Source organism: Peribacillus sp. BM1 (genome assembly GCF_056679975.1).
This window is the reverse complement of sequence record NZ_CM155259.1, coordinates 1078085-1097229: the sequence shown is the minus strand read 5'-3', so window position 1 is coordinate 1097229 and position 19145 is coordinate 1078085. Positions and strand designations below refer to the sequence as shown.

The following is a 19145-nucleotide window of genomic DNA, read 5'->3' as shown; positions in this document are numbered from 1 at the left end:
TTGTCTTTGATCCTTGACTACAAAAAACTAGCTATTCCAACATAAAATCATTGGTTGGAGTGCACATTATTCCTTACCGATTGTAAGGATATAGCTTGTGCTTTAAGGCATTATAGCGGCATAGCTTAGTTGGTAGAGCATGCGGTTATCCGTAAAGCCAGGGGCTATCAAATAGACATAAGTGTCTTAGTCAATTTGTGAAAAAGGCGGTGTAGATAAGCAGAAGCGTCCCAGTTATATTCTTTTCATTAAGAAACCAACTGGGACGCTTTTATATTTAATTCCAAATTTTCTTTTACTGGTTGGTTAAACGCGACTAAAAAGTAGGGATACTTTTGCTAGATACGGACAAAATGTAATCCACGCAGAGTGAAACTTCCATCAATAGCGGGAATACAGCCTGCTAACCCGGGATAATTATATTCGTATAGTTTCTTGAGCAACAAAAAAAGCAAGCTTAATGATAAGCCTGCCTACTATATTATATAAAATTTTTCAAGGAAAAATTGCTAAACTATTGTTTTTCAGCAGCAGTTTATCCGCGTCTTCCTCCTCGGCCTCCACGTTTTGTTTCTGTACTACGTTTAAGAGAAGTTAAGCGGTCTTCGCTATCTTTTAGGAAACGGGTCATTTTTTGCTCAAAATTTTCCTTTGGTTGGAAACTTGTTTTTGAGCGGGAGTCTTTGGAACGGTTATCATTTCCTCTTCCTTGACGTGGACGTTGTGAATAAGAAGATTGCGGTTGTCCCTCAGGTTTATCTTTTGCCTTTTTGATAGATAAGCCAATTTTTCCATCTTTTTCAACGTTGATGACTTTAACCTCAACTGCATCACCGACTTTAAGATGATCATTGATATCTTTTACATAGTTATCGGCAACTTCACTGATATGAACAAGCCCTGTTGAACCTTCTGGTAATTCTACAAACGCACCAAAATTAGTAATCCCTGTTACTTTACCTTGTAACTTGCTGCCTACTTCAATTGACATAAAAAAAATGTTCCTCCTTAGAAATGTTAACTATCACTTCATATTATATTATAACGAAAGGAAAAAAACAGTGTCAATATTAGTCACTATCGTCTTCTTTTTCAGGCAGATTAAAAATGATCTCCCCTTTTTCAGATAAAAAGTATTCCTTCCTTGCCAATTTCGCTATATACTCATCATCCTCGAGCCTCATAATTTCCTCTTTTAATAGGTTTTCTGCCTTTTTTAATTGAGCTAACTTACTCTCAACCTGTTCCATTTCTGTAGTCCCTTTTTCTAGGGCCTCTGCTTGGGAAATAAGCGTAATAGCGGCCAACACTGAAATAATGGCAACACATATTCCATAAAAAGTGAGGCGTCGAATCAATCCACGTCTCTTTTTTACATTTGTATGCTCTTGCTGCTCACGTTGTAGGACATAGTCTGATTCAATTTTCGCCACTTTCTTTTTTCGGAGGCTATCCACTCTATTATTCACCCCTCACTTTGTTTTATTTCTCCATTTCGTAACGATTACTTTTATAAATTTCTTCATCTTTATAAATATTCCTGTAATTTCATTATAAAACTTACCGACGTTTTTTGTAACAGCATTCGGCAACTTATTCCAAAGAAATAGGAAGATCCAGAAAAAAGGTCGTAAGATTATGTTTATAGTCATAAAAATTAAGCGAATGATCCACTTAATAATTGAAAAAAGAATTTTCCCTATACCAAATATCAAAAATACAATCCCTGTTACCAACCATTTTACCGGTTGATAAACTAAGAGTTGAATGGATCGCCTTATAAATTTTGCAGTTATAATAACACTCGTAATGAAGGCTTCTAGAATTTTATGATAGCTCTTTTTCATAAGCGCTTGATATGCAGAAAACCCACAAAGTAACGCAAGGAATAGGTAGAAACGAAACTCCCCTTCATTGATTAAGAATAACACATAAAAAATGATTAGGCCCTGTACAATCCAGAAAAGAAAATCATTTAGAAAAACAAACCAGGATTTTCGCTTTGTCCGCTTTAAAAAACGGTTATACGTATCCAGGGCAGCGCCAAAGCAGCTGCCCATTCCAATCATGGCAAGTAAGGTATAAAATTGAATGGTTAACGTCATTTGAACAGCTTCCCAAAGAACCCTTTTGCCTTTTCCCCTGTGTGCTCATCTAAATAGACAAGATCGAAAATTTTACCTTTAATAGATACAATGCCTTTTTCTACGTCTAAATTTTTCATTTGTAAGTTTTGCCCGCGTATTGATAAAAAACCCATACTCGTTTCAAGAAGAAATTCTTCATTATCAAAGCTTTCTACTTGCTTTACTCCAGTAATATCTAGCAAACGGCGTCCTCTCATGGTGACGTCATGTTCTTGAATTGTTGCTTTTTGATTGTTTTGGACTGGCTCATAATATTGGCTCATCTTCATCCCTCACAATAGAACGTTTTGTACATGTTTATGTGAGCTTTACAAAGATTAGAACAAGCCTGACGATCCGATTATCTTACTCGCCACCTAGTTTCTCTTCCTTTAGGACTGTGTACATATTGGCCGCTTCTTCTTTTTTTGTTGACTCCTGTATTTTTTCAATTCGGACCGTAACCCGCTTTTGTCCAAATTGAATAGCTAGCTCATCGCCCTCTTTTACATTGGAACTTGCCTTAGCTGGAGTACCATTAATACTAATACGCCCTTTATCAGCCACTTCTTTAGCAAGTGTACGACGCTTTATTAAACGTGATATTTTCATAAACTTATCAAGTCTCATCGACATAAAAATCCTCTCCTTCACTTATAATCCCTTAGATTTTGCTTCCTCCCAATATTGATCAAGCTCATTAAGCGTATAGTCAGCAAATTCTTTTCTCTCATTTTGAATACACTCTTCAATATATGTAAATCGGTTATAGAACTTCTGATTAGCTGCATGTACTGCTTCTTCAGCTTGAATCCCATAAAAACGGGTAACATTCACAAGAGCAAAGAATAGATCACCCAATTCCATTCTTAGAGCAGCCTCATCCCCTTGATCCATTTCCGTTTCTACTTCGATGATTTCTTCTTTAACCTTTTTCCATGCTTCTGCAACTTCATTCCAATCAAAGCCTACTTTTGCTGCTCGTTTTTGATATTCATGCGCACGGATTAAATTAGGAATTGATTTGCCAACATCGTCAAGTAATGATTTATTAGTAAATCCAGCCTGTTCTTTTTCTTCTTTTTTAATTTGCTGCCAATTTCTCAGAACATCTTCTTCCCCACTTACTTCGATATCCCCAAACACATGTGGATGACGGCGAATCATTTTTGAAGAGATACCTTCTATTACATCTTCAATAGTAAACATCCCCTCGTCTTCACCAATTTGGGCGTGTAGGAAGACTTGCAGGAGTACATCTCCTAATTCAGCTATGATTTCATCTTCATCTTGTTTGTCGATGGCATCAATTAATTCATACGTTTCTTCGATTAAATACTGTTTCAAGCTTTCATGCGTTTGTTTTATATCCCATGGACAACCATTTGGTCCTCTTAATTGTGCAATAATTTTCCTGAAAGTAGAAAATTCTCGGTATTGCTTGTTTATTTCTTTGACAGGTGGAACATAGACACTCGTCAGATTACTTAATTCCATTTCATGATCGAGCTCATAAAGAGGTAGTTTTTTTACCGATTCCATTTCGCTACCAGCTGCGGTAACAAGATAAACATCGTGATCATCAGGCAATTTTTCCATAAGTGTCAGCTTAACATTCGATGCAATAAACGGATCATATACTTGTCCAATTATCATATGCTGATTGATATGCAAGTCGTCTTTCTCGAGTGCTGTTCCATCAAGAAGTTGGAATCCTTCAATTGGGTCAATCTTCACTGATTGAAACAACGCATCAAGAAAGCTTTGACCACCTTCTATTTTAACAGATATTCCATATTTTGGTCCCTCTTCAATAAGAATCTGTACCGTTTTTTCAGCAACCATTGGGTGCCCTGGCACAGCATAGAGTACCGCTTCAACTGAAGCCTGCTTAAGCAATGTCTCGGCGATCTCCTCATAGACCTTTTCAAATGTATCATGCTTTTCATAAACATCATCAAAGCTGATGAATGAAACACCTTCATTCAACAGTTCATTTATGACGGGATGTTCCATCGTTCGCACAAAACAGGAAGATGCTCCTTTAAGTTTTTTATAAATGCCATAAGGAAGCTGGTCTAAATTACCTGCACCAAGGCCTATTATCACAATATCATTTACCATTTTATTGATACTCCTCTTTATGTAAATATGTAACAAGCTTTTCTCCTAACGGAAGAAGAAGAAGCTCATTCTTTGTAAATAGCCCGGTCTTAAGGATACTGTATATAAACAGGATTCCTCCGAGACTTGCACCAGTTAAAGCTTGGACACTAGAAATGGATCGGCCTGAAAGTTGGAAAAGTTGAAATAGCTGATTATACACCATCAACGTCACAACCATAGTAACCGTTGCTCCTATGATAATATATACACTATTTTTTTCAAACAAAGGCATACTAACTTTTGTTTGTAGAAATATAGCTAGCAGTAGCGCCATCAATACGAAACTAAGAACAGTTGCAAAAGCCGCTCCTGTGATCGAGTAATGAGGTACGAGCAGTCTGTTAAGACTCCATTTACAAACAAGCCCAAAACCAACTACCACAACTGGCGCCCACGTATACCCCATACTTTGCACAATTGCCGATTGGGCCATAATAACCGATGTAAACAAAATGGAGACGGCTAATATCGCCAGAGTACCAGATCCTTTCATGTCAGTGAATAGCATGATATTTATCGGTTTAATCAGGCAAATTAATCCACTAGAAGCAGCGACTCCAACAGAGGCACTAACTTTTAATGTAAGACTTATTTTATTTACCAGCTCCTCCTTATCCCTTTTTTTCATAGCGAAAGAGATGATCGGGATCATTGTCAGTGATAGGGACGTAGCAATAACCGTTCCAAGCTGGATAAGCGGCTGACCACGGTCGTATACACCTTTCCACTCTTTTGCCTCAGTAGCACCTAAGCCAAATTCTCGCAATAGATTATAAAGTTGCAGAGAATCGACAAGCTGAATGAGTACGAGAATTAACCCTGTCATGCAAAAAGAAAAACCTTGAAAGATTAGAGCTTTCATGATGAATGGGAAATTCCTAAATTCCAAAGGTGCCTTTTTCAGGTTCAACCATTCTTTTCTTAAAATAATGAAACCTAAAAGAATGAATAAACCTGTTCCCCCCCCTGTTACAGAGCCAAAAACAGCACCTGTACCCGCTTCATATAAGGAAGAACCGTGTCGAATAAGGATTAATGACAGCAACAAGATAGTAGCGACTCTTATGAGTTGCTCGAATACTTGGGATAAGGCAGTTGGAATCATATTTCCTTGTCCTTGATAATACCCCCTGATTACTGAAGTAGCAGGCATTAGTAAAAAAGAAAACGCGATGATTCTCAAGAGCCCTGTTAACTGTGGATCACCCATAACAGCTGTAATTGAATCTGCAAAGAAAAATAGGCCACCAAACATCACTATTCCTAATGCTCCAAGTATAACCAACGAACTCATAAGAATTTCGTTAGCAGAAAAACCTTCTTCAGAATCATTACTTTCTGCCAGCAACTTTGATATGACCGCAGGAAACCCCACAGTTGACAATGTTAGAACAATCCCATAAAAGGGATACACTTGCTGATAAATATAAAAACCTATATCTCCAGCTATATTTTGATATGGAATGCGATAAGCTGCACTTAATACCTTCACGATAAGGCTGGCTATACTTAATATTAACGCTCCTCGTACGAGCTCTCTTGTTGTCTTCAAAGGCCCTCCAACCATCTAAAGAACCCCTTCCACACATATGTGGTTGTATTATAGCATAAAGTGAAACTTCTATCAGTGGGGGCTTTTATCCCCACTTATGGTTAGTTGAACCAATCGGGGCTTTACAAGCTGTTTAATCACTACCTATTCTTCCCTAATTCTCCAACAAAGGTTGAGGTAGGATTATTACAGCCTGTTAAACCGGGATAAACTGAAACTTCTATCAGTGGGGCTTTTCATCCCCACTGATGGTTAGTCCTGTTCTACTGTCAGTTCCTTTTTTAGTTTCCAAACACATAAAAAGGACAGCAGCACGCCGTCCTTTTTGATATTTGTATAATGCCTGTCTTATATTATTGTTCCATTTGTTTAGCTAAGAAGCTTGCTGCTGTTTCTACCGCTTTATGTTCTACTTCTCCTACCGTTTCTTCTTTAGAGAAGATCACAACAGCTCCAATTGGATCTCCATTAGCAACAATAGGAGCCACTGTATATGATTGAACTTCTTCATCATTAGAATCGACAAATGAGACTTGTGATTTTGCTGTATTGATCACTGAGTTACGATCATCCATCGTTTTTTCAATAAAATCACTTACATTTTTGTTTAAATAATCTTTTTTTGAGCCTCCTGCAACTGTGATATATGTATCACGGTCACAAATTAATACAGGATTACCCAAGCTATCAAACAAGGCCTCTGCATATTCCTTTGCAAAGTCTCCTAGTTCACTAATCGGTGAATATTTTTTTAAAATAACTTCTCCATCTCGGTCTACAAAGATTTCCAAGGGATCTCCTTCACGAATACGCAGGGTTCTGCGAATTTCTTTCGGGATTACCACTCTTCCTAAATCATCAATTCGGCGAACTATACCAGTTGCTTTCATCTTATGTTGCCTCACTTTCATCAAAATTGATTTCCTAATAATGACTTCGTATTTAAGACAAAATCATCATCGACCTTGAATATAGTATTTTTCTAATGGAAAGTTCTATACACTTTGAAAAAATTTTTCTTTATTTCCTTAAAAAATTACTTTATCGACGATTTACCCATTTCTCCTAATTATTGATTCATCGTTTGATTTTCTTTATTAACATGCTGTAGACCCATCACTAGTTCGAATAGGATGCTTAACCATTTGTCATGGTCCATACCTTTTAGATGAAGCACAAGCTTCATTCGATTCCCCTCCATACCTAGTCCAACTGCACGACCAAACTTCGAGCTCAAAAGGAATACTTTTTGTCCATCGATTTTACTGCTTTCTTGTTCTGAGATAAAAATTGTGATTTCCTGCTTCAATTGCTTAATGCTTTCAACAGATGCAAGACTGGCATACACTTTAATTTCTGAAATTAACAATAAATAGGCTACTTCCGGTGGATAGTCCCCAAAACGATCGACGATTTCTTCTTTCAATTCATCTAAATCCTCTAGGGAAGAGATACCTCTAAATCGTTTATACATTTCGATCTTTAGATGTCCATCAGAAATATACGTATCAGGGATATATGCATCCACATCCACATCGATTTCAAGTGTTGATTTCTCTTCAGCCGGTTTATCATTCCTTTTTGCTTCCACAGCTTCTTTGAGCATTTCCGAGAATAAGTCGAATCCAACAGAATCAATGAAGCCGTGTTGCTGAGACCCTAACAAGTTTCCTGCTCCTCGGATCGATAAATCACGCATGGCAATTTTGAAACCTGAACCTAGTTCTGTAAATTCTTTAATCGATTGAAGACGCTTCTCAGCTACTTCCGTCAAGACCTTGTCCTTTCGATAGGTAAAAAATGCATAGGCAATCCGATTTGAACGTCCTACTCGGCCCCTTAGCTGATAAAGCTGAGAAAGCCCCATTCGATCAGCGTCATGTACAATTAATGTATTCACATTTGGAATATCAACACCGGTTTCGATAATTGTTGTACTGACTAACACATCGTACTCGCCTTCTAGGAAACCAAACATGACCGCTTCTAATTCTTGTTCTGTCATACGGCCATGAGCATAGGTGACTCGGGCATCTGGCACTAACATGGAAATTTCTTCTGCCTTTCTAGCTATATCCTCTACCCGATTATACAGAAAGTAAACTTGTCCCCCTCTTGCCATCTCTCTTTCAATTGCCTCGGTAACTAAAACACCGTTGTACTCCATCACATAGGTCTGGATTGGAAAACGGTTCTCCGGTGGAGTTTCAATGACAGATAAATCCCTAACACCAAGCATGGACATATGCAACGTGCGCGGAATAGGCGTCGCTGTTAACGTCAATACATCTACATTTGTTTTAAGCTTCTTGATTTTCTCTTTATGTGTAACACCAAAGCGTTGTTCTTCATCAATAATAAGTAAGCCGAGATCACGATATTCAATATCCTTTGATAACAGTCGGTGCGTTCCGACAACAATATCAATCGTGCCTGCTTTCAGGCCTTTCATCGTTTCGGTTTGCTGCTTCCTTGTTCGGAAACGGCTCAATAGCCCAATATTAATCGGATAGTCTTGGAATCGTTCACGAAGTGTTTCAAAGTGTTGCTGAGCAAGGATTGTCGTTGGTACTAGAAAGGCTACTTGTTTTCCATCAGCCATTGCTTTGAAGGCAGCACGAATCGCCACTTCTGTCTTTCCATATCCCACATCACCACACAACAAACGATCCATCGGTCTTTCACGTTCCATGTCTATTTTTATCTCATGTATGGAACGTAGCTGATCATCGGTTTCGTTATAGGCAAATGCACTTTCAAATTCACGTTGCATATCCCCGTCTGGAGAGAAGGCATATCCCTTTGCTTCTTCCCGCTCTGCATATAATTTAATAAGATCATCTGCTATATCTTGAACAGAGGATTGAACTTTGTTTTTTACTCGCTTCCAATCGCTTCCACCCAATTTATAGAGCTTCGGTTCCTTACCTTCTGAGCCTACATATTTTTGAACTAGATTAATCTGATCTACTGGTACATATAATTTATCATCAGCTTGATAGCGAAGATGCAAATAATCCTTATGAATGCCATTAATCGAAAGCGTCTCGATACCTAGGTATTTTCCTATCCCGTGGTTAATATGAACCACATAGTCTCCCACTTTCAATTCTGAATAGCTTTTAATCCGTTCAGCATTTGAGAGCTTTTGACGTCTTGTCGACTTTTTCGATTTTTTATTAAATAATTCCTGCTCCGTGATCACCGCATATTTTTGAAGTGGTAATTCAAATCCTGTGTTCAGACTGCCTTTGAGAATTTGAACCCTTCCCGGTAATATCTTGCTCGAATCAGAAAGTTCCGCAGCTTCAATATCATAATCTGCCAAAACACCTACTAGCTTTTTTACCCGTTCATTGTCAGGACCTAAAATGACAACTGCATATTTTCCTTTTTTCCAACGGTCTATTTCAGTTTTAAAAACATTCATTTGTCCATGAAAATTTTGCATTTGCTTACATGTGAAATTCAAAATATTTTGTGGGTTTGTATGCGGTACATGACGCAAAAATAATGATAAGTAAATCAACTTTTGCTTTGATTGCGCGAAAAGCTCAGGGAGCTTATGCGAGATTTGTATATCATGAACAATTTGTCCCGCTTCGAGCAAACTTGTGTACCATTCCGCCTCCTCTTTTTCAAGTGTATCGTTAATCTCCTGAATTCGACTAATTTCATCAAGGATAATCAGCCCATTACCCGGCATGTAATCTAGCAAACTAGTAGGATTTTCATAAGCAAGACTTAAATATTTAAAGACTTGGTCGGGTTTTTTCCCCGTTTTCAACTGCTCTAACTCGTACGAAATCGTTTGCAGCATTTGTTCCTTAGCCTTATCATTTTTTATCTTTGTTAAACTTTTGCTTAATTTACCATCAAGTGATTCGATGATTCTTTCATAATGTTCAGACTCCAATAGACTTTCAGTCACCGGGCCAATCTTTACATGGTCAAGTTTATTAAGTGAACGTTGATTTTCAAGAGAAAACGTACGGATTGAATCAATTTCTGTATCAAATAACTCAATCCGAATTGGATTGGGCTCTGTTATCGGATAAATATCAATAATCCCGCCTCTCAAGCTAAATTCACCAGGAGATGACACCATTTCCGACCTGGAATACCCCATGGAAATGAAAGTGTGTAATAAGCTAGCTAAATCAACATCTGTACCTAATGAAAAATGTAATTGATACTTCTGCCATAATTCTTTTGATGGCAGCATTTTTCGCAAGCCCGGTATCGGGACGATGACAACTCCTTTTTCGGCATGTGACCAATAATTTAAAGCCTCTATACGTTGCGCTCTCAACTCAGGACTCGCCACACTCAGCTCGGCTGCAATTAATTCATTCGCAGGATAAATAAACAACTCCTCTTCTGGAATAAAGTTCACCAAATCCTCCTGAAGCTTCTGGGCCTGCAATAGATTATGTGTAACAACTAGCAAAGGTCTTTCAGTTTCCTCGTATAATGCAGCGATTAACATCGAGCGGGATGAACCTGATAATCCAGAAACTAATTGTTCCTTCAATCCTTCATTTATCCCAGTAATTAACGAATGGACTTCATTATGTTTGGAGAACAAATTTTGTAAACCATTCATATCACCTTCTCCTCCCTTTTCTGACTATTTTATGTGCTTATAGGGGATGTTCAAAAAGTCCGATAAAAAAGCTCATTTTTGACCTTCTGTTAAGATCGCGCACGTCCTGTGCGCAACACAGAAGTCAGCACATCCTGTGCAAGTCCGGTCCTCACGTATTACTACATACGCGAAAGGTTAGAGAAAATCGTTCCTCGAACTGCTCAGCTCTTTGTATCCTCCTTTTTGAACACGCACTTATATATATTTCTTTTAAAAAAATCAAAAATCACCGAAACGGAAAAATGCTTTGGATTTCGATCCAAAGCTTACTTCCGCTTAATGAATTATATAATCATTTTGATGCAAGTCAGGGTTTCTTTGCAATGCTTCGTGACAATCTTCGCAAATTGCTTTCACATGTACATTCCCCACTGAATCATAAGCAATCATATCTTGCCGTTCTTCATCATTAAGTTGGGTAAGACCCAGCTGCTCTGAATGTAGTATCGTATCACTTATCGTACCAATCTGCGTGCCACAATGCCTACATGTATAATGGAGAGCCATAAACTAACCCCCTAATTTAGAAAGATTACCCTTATTATTGGCCTAAATAGGGGGAAATTATTCAGTCTCCAGAATTTTTTTAGCATTATGATTGATTATACTCATTCATAACTTGTAAGAATGGAGACTTCAACCATTCCTCGCATGCCTGGGCGCTTTTTTCAATTATCGCTCCAATCTTTGTCCACTCTTCTTCCGTAAATCGACCTAATACATAGTCAGACACAGGAATTCTCCCCTCTGGTCGACCGATACCGATTCTGATTCGGTTGAATTCCTGCATACCAAGATGAGCAATTGTTGATTTAATTCCATTATGCCCACCTGCACTGCCCTTTTGACGCAAGCGAATTCTACCAACAGGCAAATCTAAATCATCATATAGAATGACTAGATCATCAACCTCAAGCTTAAAGAAGTTCATAACAGCCGAAATGGATTCTCCTGATAAATTCATATATGTAAGTGGCTTTAGCAACAAGACTCTTTCACCATTTACCGAGCCGCTACCATAAATTCCTTTATGCTTTGCTTGATCTAAAGGAATGGACCACTTTTTCGAAAGTTCATCTATCACTTCAAACCCTATATTATGTCTCGTTTTATCATATTGTCTGCCGGGATTCCCCAGCCCAACGATTAATTTCATACTTCACACTCCATTTATCCCGCATTAACGGAAAGCCCCCACCTCAAAAGCTTAGAGGAATCGAAGAAGCGTAGATGGGGGATAACTGTCCGTAAAAGCCCGATTGGTTCAACTAACAATCAGTGGGCGATGCCCCCCCCACTGATTGAAGTTTCATTTTATAAGAAACATCCATGAGCATCTGCTCTAAAACCCATCGACGAAAAAGATACAGGTTCTAAAAACTGTATTACCTTATGAAAGTGGCAGTGCAGAACTGATTTCGTGAAGCTTTGTCCCTTTTTATTCCACAGAAATAGCCGTCACTGCCCCTTGGTTGCAGTACACTAAATTTCTATACGTTATATAAAAATTTTACCTTATATCTACAGATCGTTGCAAGCGGTATAAGTCCTACTATCATAAATGTCCTTTTTTCCTTTAAAACAAAAAAGAACGCAACCTTTATCGGTTACGTCTATTATATCATGAGCAGAATGTTTGATATGCAAGAATTCTGTCGAACAGTTATCAAAATATACGACAAATCTTATGCTTTAGATTCATGTGAAGCTTTTGTTTCACGACCTTCTTCATTATTAGGAGTACCACCATCTTGCTGCTCACCTGTATTAATTTCCTCTTCTTGTCGTGGAGCAAGGACCGATGCAATGACCTCTTCAGCATCATGGTTAAATGTAATCCTATAATTTCCTTTTACATCCCCCACTGTTACAACACTACCTACCGCTAAACTTGTTACATCTACGTCAATTGTTTCAGGAATATCATTTGGCTTAGCGGTAATCGTCAATTCATGAACAGATTGTTGCAACACCCCGCCATCCTTAACACCCGAAGACTCACCTACAAGATTAACCCTTACATGTGTTTGCAGTTCAGTAGACATATTTACAATAAGAAAATCAGCGTGATAAATCTCATTTTTAAGTGGGTCTTGCTGATAATCTGTAAGCATAACATTTCTCTTTTGGCCTTCAACTTCTAAAGAAATAATTCCATTTCTCCCTACATCTTTAATCGTCTTAAAGAAGTCGTTACTGTTAATTGAGATTGCCGCGCTTTCATTTTTGTTACCGTACACAACTGCCGGAATCTCACCACTCAATCTTAGTTGACGTAATGTGGACCCTTGAGATTTAGCTCGCTCTTTTGCTACTAATACATTACTCATTTATCTCATTCCGCCTTTCTAATCAAAATTCAAAGTATCTCTCTATAAAAATTGCCCTTAAAATGAAACTTCTAAACGTATTTTTGGAAATATAAAAAACAGCAAGGAAATATAATCCCTGCTGTTTTTTATATTAATCAAATAATGTACTAACAGATTGCTCTTCATGGACACGGATAATTGCTTCCGCAATCAATGGAGCTACTGATAATTGAACAATTTTATCTATTTTTTTCTCTTCACATAAAGCAATCGAGTTTGTTACGGCTAATTCCTTAATTTTGGAATTTTGGATTCTATCAATAGCCGGCCCTGATAAAACTGGGTGTGTACAGCATGCATACACTTCCTTCGCCCCATTTTCGATAAGAGCATTAGCTGCTAAAGTTATCGTCCCAGCTGTATCGATGATATCATCAATTAGAATAGCCGTTTTCCCTTCAATGTTCCCGACAATATTCATAATCTCTGCCACATTTGGACGTGGTCGACGTTTGTCGATAATGGCAATCGGTGCTTTTAAGCGTTCTGCCAATTTACGGGCACGTGTAACCCCACCATGGTCAGGAGAGACAACGACGACATCTTTCAAATCTTTCCCCTCAAAATAATCGGCTAAAATAGGTACACCCTGCATGTGGTCAATCAAAATGTCAAAGAACCCTTGGATTTGTGGAGCATGTAGATCTAATGCAATTACGCGGTGTGCGCCAGCTGTTTCTAATAAATTAGCGACAAGCTTAGCTGTAATAGGCTCACGAGCGCGCGCTTTACGGTCTTGACGAGCATACCCATAATACGGCATCACAATATTAATTGTTTTGGCAGAGGCGCGTTTTAAAGCATCGATCATAATCAATACTTCCATCAAATGTTCATTAACAGGATCACTTGTTGATTGGATGACATAAACATCACAGCCACGGATACTTTCTTCAATATTAATATGAATTTCACCATCACTAAAATGAGTAACAGAGCACTTCCCAAGTCCTACTCCAATCACTTCTGCAATTTCTTCCGCTAAACCAAGGTTTGAATTTAAAGAAAAAACTTTTAAATTTGGATCTAAATACTGATTTGACATGATGACCTCCACAGGTTATTTATTAAATTTCAGGTTTTTAACGTAATCTTCCTTATTAACTTGGCGAGCACGAGCAATGGACAAGGCTTTCCCTGGTACATTCGAAGTAATCGTAGATCCGGCAGCAACGTACGCCCCTTTTCCTACAGTCACTGGTGCCACCAAATTAGAATTACAGCCTATAAAGACCTCATCTTCAATTTTGGTTAAATGTTTGTTAAAACCATCGTAATTAACTGTAATGGAACCACAGCCTATATTTACATCTTCTCCAACTTCAGCATCTCCAATGTAACTTAGATGTGATGCCTTACTTCCCTTACCAAAAACCGTTTTCTTAATTTCAACAAAGTTGCCGATTTTCACTTCATCCTTAATATCCGATTGCGGGCGGATATGAGCAAACGGACCAATATGAACATGATGACCAATGCTACTGTCAGCGGCAACTGACTGTCTCAAAACTGAACTGTCACCTATATGGCAGTTATCGACTTCTGTTTGAGGTCCAATTATACAATCGTTCCCAATCACGCTGTTTCCTTTAATGATCGATCCTGGGTAGATGATTGTATCCGAGCCAATTGTAATATCCGCTTCTATATACGTATTTTCAGGATCAATAATAGTCACACCGCTTCGCATATGGGTTTCGTTAATACGCTGACGCATCAATTTCTCTGCTTGTGACAAAGCAACGCGATCATTGACACCCATTGTCTCATTAAAATCTTCCGTTTGATAAGCCGTAACCGTCTCACCCTGTTTTTTCAGAATTTCGATAACATCCGGAAGATAGTATTCACCTTGGGAATTATCATTGGATACATTTTGTAAAGCCGTAAATAAAGCCTTGTTATCAAAACAATATGTACCCGTATTAATTTCCTTCACATCGCGTTCTAACTCATTCGCATCTTTGTGTTCCACAATTTTCTCAACATGGCCCGCTTCATTTCGAATGATACGGCCGTACCCATCCGGGTTTGTCGCTAGAGCTGTTAGAATACTCGCTTTTGCATTCGTTTCTTCATGAATCTTCATCAAAGCTTCCATGGTTTCCGCTTTAATTAACGGCGTATCTCCACAAATAACAATTGTCGTTCCGTCCTTGTCGCCCAGCACATAATCTGCTTGCATCACAGCATGCGCCGTCCCTAACTGTTCTGCTTGCAAAGCATACACACATGCAGAACCAAGCTGTTCTTGAACCTTCTGTGCCCCATGTCCAGTAACAGTAACAATCTCTTTTATTTGCAATTGACTAACCTGATCCACAACATGCTGGACCATTGGTTTGCCACAAACAGGATGCAAGACTTTGTATAGCTTAGATTTCATTCTTGTCCCTTGTCCTGCTGCCAAAATGACTGCATAGCGATTCATCATAACAAGCCTCCATCTTTACCTTTTTATCCATTAAAAAATATATCTTAAATAAGTATAGTTTTCAATAAGAAAAGCCCAAACGCGACATTAGGATATGTCATCGCTGTCCTGACATATCCTAATGTCGTCGTCGAATTCAGCACACCTTGTAAAGCCAAACAAACAAATATTCTTACAAAGGCGAAACGGCATTCACTAGACAAATCAGAAAAATGCACATTCCATTCACGTTTATCGTACTGTATCATTTTTAATAGGATATACCCTTCAATCAATACGTTAGAGCATCAAATGCATTTGCTCAATTCGTCACAAGCTATTCTGTTTTTATTATATACCTTTCCAAAGACTTTTTTAGTACTATTAACAAATTTTATTGGGGAAATTTTTTCTATATGCACAATGAAAGAGTAAACGAGGGAGAATGCTGAAAAATTCATAGCGAATTTTGAAAGAATAATAAAAAGAGCCTTACTTTTGAAGTAGGCTCCTGATGCTTTTCCATTTAAATTGAAGATTTATGAAGCTCCTGCTCCTGCTTCTTCTAATTCAACTTCCAATTCTCCTAAACGATGATATTCCGCTAAAACAGCTTCCTGGATTTTACCACGTGTTGAAGAATTAATTGGATGGGCGATATCGCGGAATTCTCCATCCGGTGTTCTTTTACTAGGCATTGCCACAAAAAGACCATTATTACCATCAATCACACGAATATCATGGACAACAAATTCATTATCCAATGTAATGGATGCGATAGCCCTCATTCGACCATCAGTATTTACGCGGCGTAATCTTACGTCAGTTACTTCCATTCCTGTTCACCACCTTGAATTAATTAAAAACTTAGAATATATATTCAACACAGGTAGTGAATTCTCCTTTTTTTAAATGCGATTTTTTAAAAAAAGTATGTAATTTTTTGAATTTTTTTCTTTTACTGTTAGTAACAGGGTAAAATAAGTGGTGTTTTTCGAATGGAGAAAAAAGAGACCTGAATACGTTATGTAAGAAGTTAACAACTAACAAAGAAAACAAATTTTGTATAAAGTGAAATTTCCATCATTAGGGGGAAGGCTGCTTGTACTAGACACCAAAGCATATTGTAAAGCCCGATACTTTTCCCATAAAAAAAACGCCCGTATTATTTAACGAGCGCAACTACTTCTATTTCAATCAAAGCATCTTTTGGAAGTCGAGCTACCTCTACACAAGAACGTGCCGGCTTATGAGTTGAAAAATATTCACCATATACTTCATTAACACTACCGAATTCTTCCATATTTTTAATAAAAACCGTCGCTTTAATAACGGTTTCCAAGGAAGCATCAGCTTCTCTTAAGACAGCTTTCAAATTTTTAAATACTTGGTGAGTTTGTTCTCTTACATCCCCCGTTACCATTTCCCCTTCTGCTGTAAGTGGAATTTGTCCCGAACTAAAAAACAGATTATTGACGATAATTCCTTGTGAATATGGACCAATTGCAGCAGGTGCCTCGTTAGTATGGATGGAATTCATCTTGCCATCTCCTTTATCATTCAATTATTTAAATAATTACCTCTTGATACTGATATTATTTTATCACGTTCATCGACTTCTGTTAGTTTTATTAAAGAGACGAATTGATCAACGAGACGTTCTTCAATTTCATCTGACTCAACGAAAACAGTAATTCCAGCAAGAGTCGCTTTGAACTCTTCTAATAAGCTAACCATTCCTTTAACAGTCCCACCGGCTTTCATAAAATCATCGACAATCAGCACATTAGACCCTTCCGCTAGACTTCTTTTCGAAAGAACCATTGTCTGAATACGTTTAGAAGATCCTGATACATAATTAATACTAACCGTAGGCCCTTCTGTCACTTTGTTATCTCTCCGAACAATCACAACAGGAACATTTAAATAATTTGCAACCGCATATGCAAGCGGAATTCCCTTCGTGGCCATGGTCATAATTACTTCTACCTGCTTATCTGCGTAAGCCGCTGCGATAATTCGACCAATCATATTAACTGTCTCTGGATGACCCAAGATATCTGTCATATATAAATATCCACCAGGTAGCAGACGTTCAGGACTCGCTATAATACTACAAAGGTGGTCGATAAAAGCAGTAGCTTCATCTGGCTTTATACCCACCAAGTATTTAACACCACCAGCAGCCCCAGGTACTGTTGTTAACGTCCCAATCCCCCTCTGCTCGAAGGTCTCTTTAATAATGGTTAAATCTTCACTAATCGATGACTTTGCCGAACTATATCTTTCTGCAAAAAAGGTGAGCGACACCAAGCGACCAGGATGAGCTAGTAAGTAATTCGTCATATCAATAAGCCTCTCGCTACGCTTAAATTTCATTTCAACACTCCTCACCAAAAACGAATATTATATCATAAATATACCACTAATGTACGCCTCTATTCAAGAGCGCTTAAATCGCCAAGCATTCGAACAGCATATACTTGATCACAAAAACCGCGCAAGCCATTATAGACTCGCTGCATACGAGAATCATGCTCGACAAGACCAAACACCGTTGGGCCACTTCCACTCATCAACACCGCATCTGCACCAAAGGTTTTCATTTGCGACTTAATATTCGCAACTTCGGGATATAATTGTAACGTAACTTGTTCAAGTACATTCCCTACGCCATTGCACACTCTTTCATAGCTATTGTTTTCAATCGCAGAGATCATTTCCTTAATGTTTGGATGACCCATCTCCCCAACCTGGAGCCTTCGATAAATATCAGCTGTTGATACTCCAATGGTAGGCTTAGCTAAGACTACCCAACATTTAGGTGGAACTGGCAGCTGAGTAATTTTCTCACCTCTGCCTTTCGCTAAAGCAGTACCGCCATAAACGCAAAATGAAACGTCTGAGCCAATTTCAGCGCCGATTTCAGCAAGCTCGTCCATAGATAAATCCAGATTCCAAAGTTTATTTAATCCCCTTAGAGTAGCTGCAGCATCACTGCTTCCTCCAGCCAAGCCGGCTGCTACTGGGATATTTTTTTCTATAGCAATTTGAACCCCCGTATTAATTCCATATCGTTGCTTTAATACGTATGCTGCTTGATAAGCTAAATTCCGATGATCATCCGGGACAAAACGATTATGTGATAGAATTTCGATTTGACTTCCACCGATCTCTTTCAATTCAATTCTATCTGCCAAATCGACCGTCGTCATGATCATTTCCACCTCATGGTATCCATCCGGCCGCTTAAAAAGCACATCCAATGCTAAATTAATCTTAGCTGGTGCTTTCTCCATAAGCTTCAATATTTCCACCTACTTTTACGTTCTTCTAAAGTTCTTGTCCTATTTTATCATATTTGTTTTCATTCTAAAGGTTTTTTCATGGTAATTTCAATGCATACTGTTCAAATCCGCAATGAAAATAAGGAAAATTATGAAGGTGATATGGAGGAGAAGTTTATAAAAAGCCAGACCTATCCATATTGGCCATCCAACATTTTGTTAGACACCATATGTGGATAAAGGGTCTGGCTTTATTATCTTATGTGCAACAATGATTGATTAAGTGTTCGGTACAAATGCATTCAGCCATGCTTGATTATCTTTTCTCCATCAATTGGCGCTCCGCCATTTCGATAGCAAGTTTAACCATATTACCTGCATCACGTGCACGTATTCCTCCCCAGCCTTCTTTTTGGACAACATCATAAAATCCTAATTCTTTAGCCAACTCTTCTTTAAGACCTGGTGACATGATGCCTTTTCTTCTGCCCAAACGAATCAGCCCCTTTTATATGTTGCACAAAATTAGTTTCTACAATCGAAAGTAAAACATGAACTCCTTATTTATCCATCGAAAGCAT

The 19145-nt window shown here is 38.2% G+C and carries 19 protein-coding genes; all 19 read right to left on the bottom strand.

What is annotated here, in order from left to right; all coding sequences use genetic code 11:
• Positions 1–535: 535 nt before the first annotated feature.
• Complete coding sequence (locus tag AC1MGI_RS05285) at positions 536–991, bottom strand: S1 domain-containing RNA-binding protein (protein ID WP_062187724.1); 456 nt, start codon at positions 989–991, stop codon at positions 536–538.
• 79 nt (positions 992–1070) lie between these two features.
• Positions 1071–1457 (bottom strand): FtsB family cell division protein, encoded by a 387-nt coding sequence (locus tag AC1MGI_RS05280; protein ID WP_480348843.1) that lies wholly within the window; start codon positions 1455–1457, stop codon positions 1071–1073.
• 15 nt (positions 1458–1472) lie between these two features.
• Positions 1473–2105: a spore cortex biosynthesis protein YabQ gene (gene yabQ / locus AC1MGI_RS05275; protein WP_480348842.1), complete on the bottom strand. Its 633-nt coding sequence runs from the start codon at positions 2103–2105 to the stop codon at positions 1473–1475.
• Positions 2102–2410 carry a sporulation protein YabP gene (gene yabP / locus AC1MGI_RS05270; RefSeq protein ID WP_062187730.1) on the bottom strand — a complete coding sequence of 103 codons (309 nt, stop codon included), beginning with the start codon at positions 2408–2410 and terminating at the stop codon, positions 2102–2104. Before yabP ends, yabQ begins: the two co-directional genes overlap by 4 nt.
• An 82-nt stretch (positions 2411–2492) precedes the next feature.
• A complete protein-coding gene (locus AC1MGI_RS05265) occupies positions 2493–2756 on the bottom strand; it encodes an RNA-binding S4 domain-containing protein (protein WP_049683512.1) in 264 nt (87 codons plus the stop codon).
• 24 nt (positions 2757–2780) lie between these two features.
• Positions 2781–4250, bottom strand: coding sequence for a bifunctional methyltransferase/pyrophosphohydrolase YabN (gene yabN, locus AC1MGI_RS05260; protein ID WP_480348841.1), 1470 nt, complete (start codon positions 4248–4250; stop codon positions 2781–2783).
• 1 nt (position 4251) lies between these two features.
• On the bottom strand, positions 4252–5859 hold the full coding sequence (locus AC1MGI_RS05255) for a putative polysaccharide biosynthesis protein (protein WP_480348840.1): 1608 nt from the start codon (positions 5857–5859) through the stop codon (positions 4252–4254).
• A 338-nt stretch (positions 5860–6197) separates the two neighbouring features.
• Positions 6198–6734, bottom strand: coding sequence for a stage V sporulation protein T (gene spoVT / locus AC1MGI_RS05250; protein ID WP_480349707.1), 537 nt, complete (start codon positions 6732–6734; stop codon positions 6198–6200).
• Positions 6735–6913: 179 nt separating this feature from the next.
• Positions 6914–10450, bottom strand: coding sequence for a transcription-repair coupling factor (gene mfd, locus AC1MGI_RS05245; protein WP_480348839.1), 3537 nt, complete (start codon positions 10448–10450; stop codon positions 6914–6916).
• Between the two features lie 318 nt (positions 10451–10768).
• On the bottom strand, positions 10769–10999 hold the full coding sequence (fin, locus tag AC1MGI_RS05240) for an anti-sigma-F factor Fin (protein ID WP_480348838.1): 231 nt from the start codon (positions 10997–10999) through the stop codon (positions 10769–10771).
• 85 nt (positions 11000–11084) lie between these two features.
• Entirely contained in the window at positions 11085–11648 is a 564-nt protein-coding gene (gene pth, locus AC1MGI_RS05235; protein ID WP_480348837.1) for an aminoacyl-tRNA hydrolase, read from the bottom strand.
• Between the two features lie 529 nt (positions 11649–12177).
• Positions 12178–12822, bottom strand: coding sequence for a 50S ribosomal protein L25/general stress protein Ctc (locus AC1MGI_RS05230; RefSeq protein ID WP_480348836.1), 645 nt, complete (start codon positions 12820–12822; stop codon positions 12178–12180).
• A gap of 133 nt (positions 12823–12955) precedes the next feature.
• On the bottom strand, positions 12956–13909 hold the full coding sequence (locus tag AC1MGI_RS05225; protein ID WP_062187744.1) for a ribose-phosphate diphosphokinase: 954 nt from the start codon (positions 13907–13909) through the stop codon (positions 12956–12958).
• Positions 13910–13924: 15 nt separating this feature from the next.
• On the bottom strand, positions 13925–15298 hold the full coding sequence (gene glmU / locus AC1MGI_RS05220) for a bifunctional UDP-N-acetylglucosamine diphosphorylase/glucosamine-1-phosphate N-acetyltransferase GlmU (RefSeq protein WP_480348835.1): 1374 nt from the start codon (positions 15296–15298) through the stop codon (positions 13925–13927).
• Between the two features lie 518 nt (positions 15299–15816).
• On the bottom strand, positions 15817–16113 hold the full coding sequence (spoVG, locus tag AC1MGI_RS05215) for a septation regulator SpoVG (RefSeq protein ID WP_028390521.1): 297 nt from the start codon (positions 16111–16113) through the stop codon (positions 15817–15819).
• 329 nt (positions 16114–16442) lie between these two features.
• Positions 16443–16817: a RidA family protein gene (locus AC1MGI_RS05210; RefSeq protein ID WP_480348834.1), complete on the bottom strand. Its 375-nt coding sequence runs from the start codon at positions 16815–16817 to the stop codon at positions 16443–16445.
• 20 nt (positions 16818–16837) lie between these two features.
• Positions 16838–17656, bottom strand: a complete 819-nt coding sequence (gene purR, locus AC1MGI_RS05205; RefSeq protein ID WP_062187749.1) for a pur operon repressor — start codon at positions 17654–17656, stop codon at positions 16838–16840.
• 59 nt (positions 17657–17715) lie between these two features.
• Positions 17716–18585 carry a 4-(cytidine 5'-diphospho)-2-C-methyl-D-erythritol kinase gene (gene ispE, locus AC1MGI_RS05200; protein ID WP_062187751.1) on the bottom strand — a complete coding sequence of 290 codons (870 nt, stop codon included), beginning with the start codon at positions 18583–18585 and terminating at the stop codon, positions 17716–17718.
• Positions 18586–18880: 295 nt separating this feature from the next.
• Positions 18881–19057: a small, acid-soluble spore protein, alpha/beta type gene (locus AC1MGI_RS05195; protein WP_028390525.1), complete on the bottom strand. Its 177-nt coding sequence runs from the start codon at positions 19055–19057 to the stop codon at positions 18881–18883.
• Positions 19058–19145 lie beyond the last annotated feature (88 nt).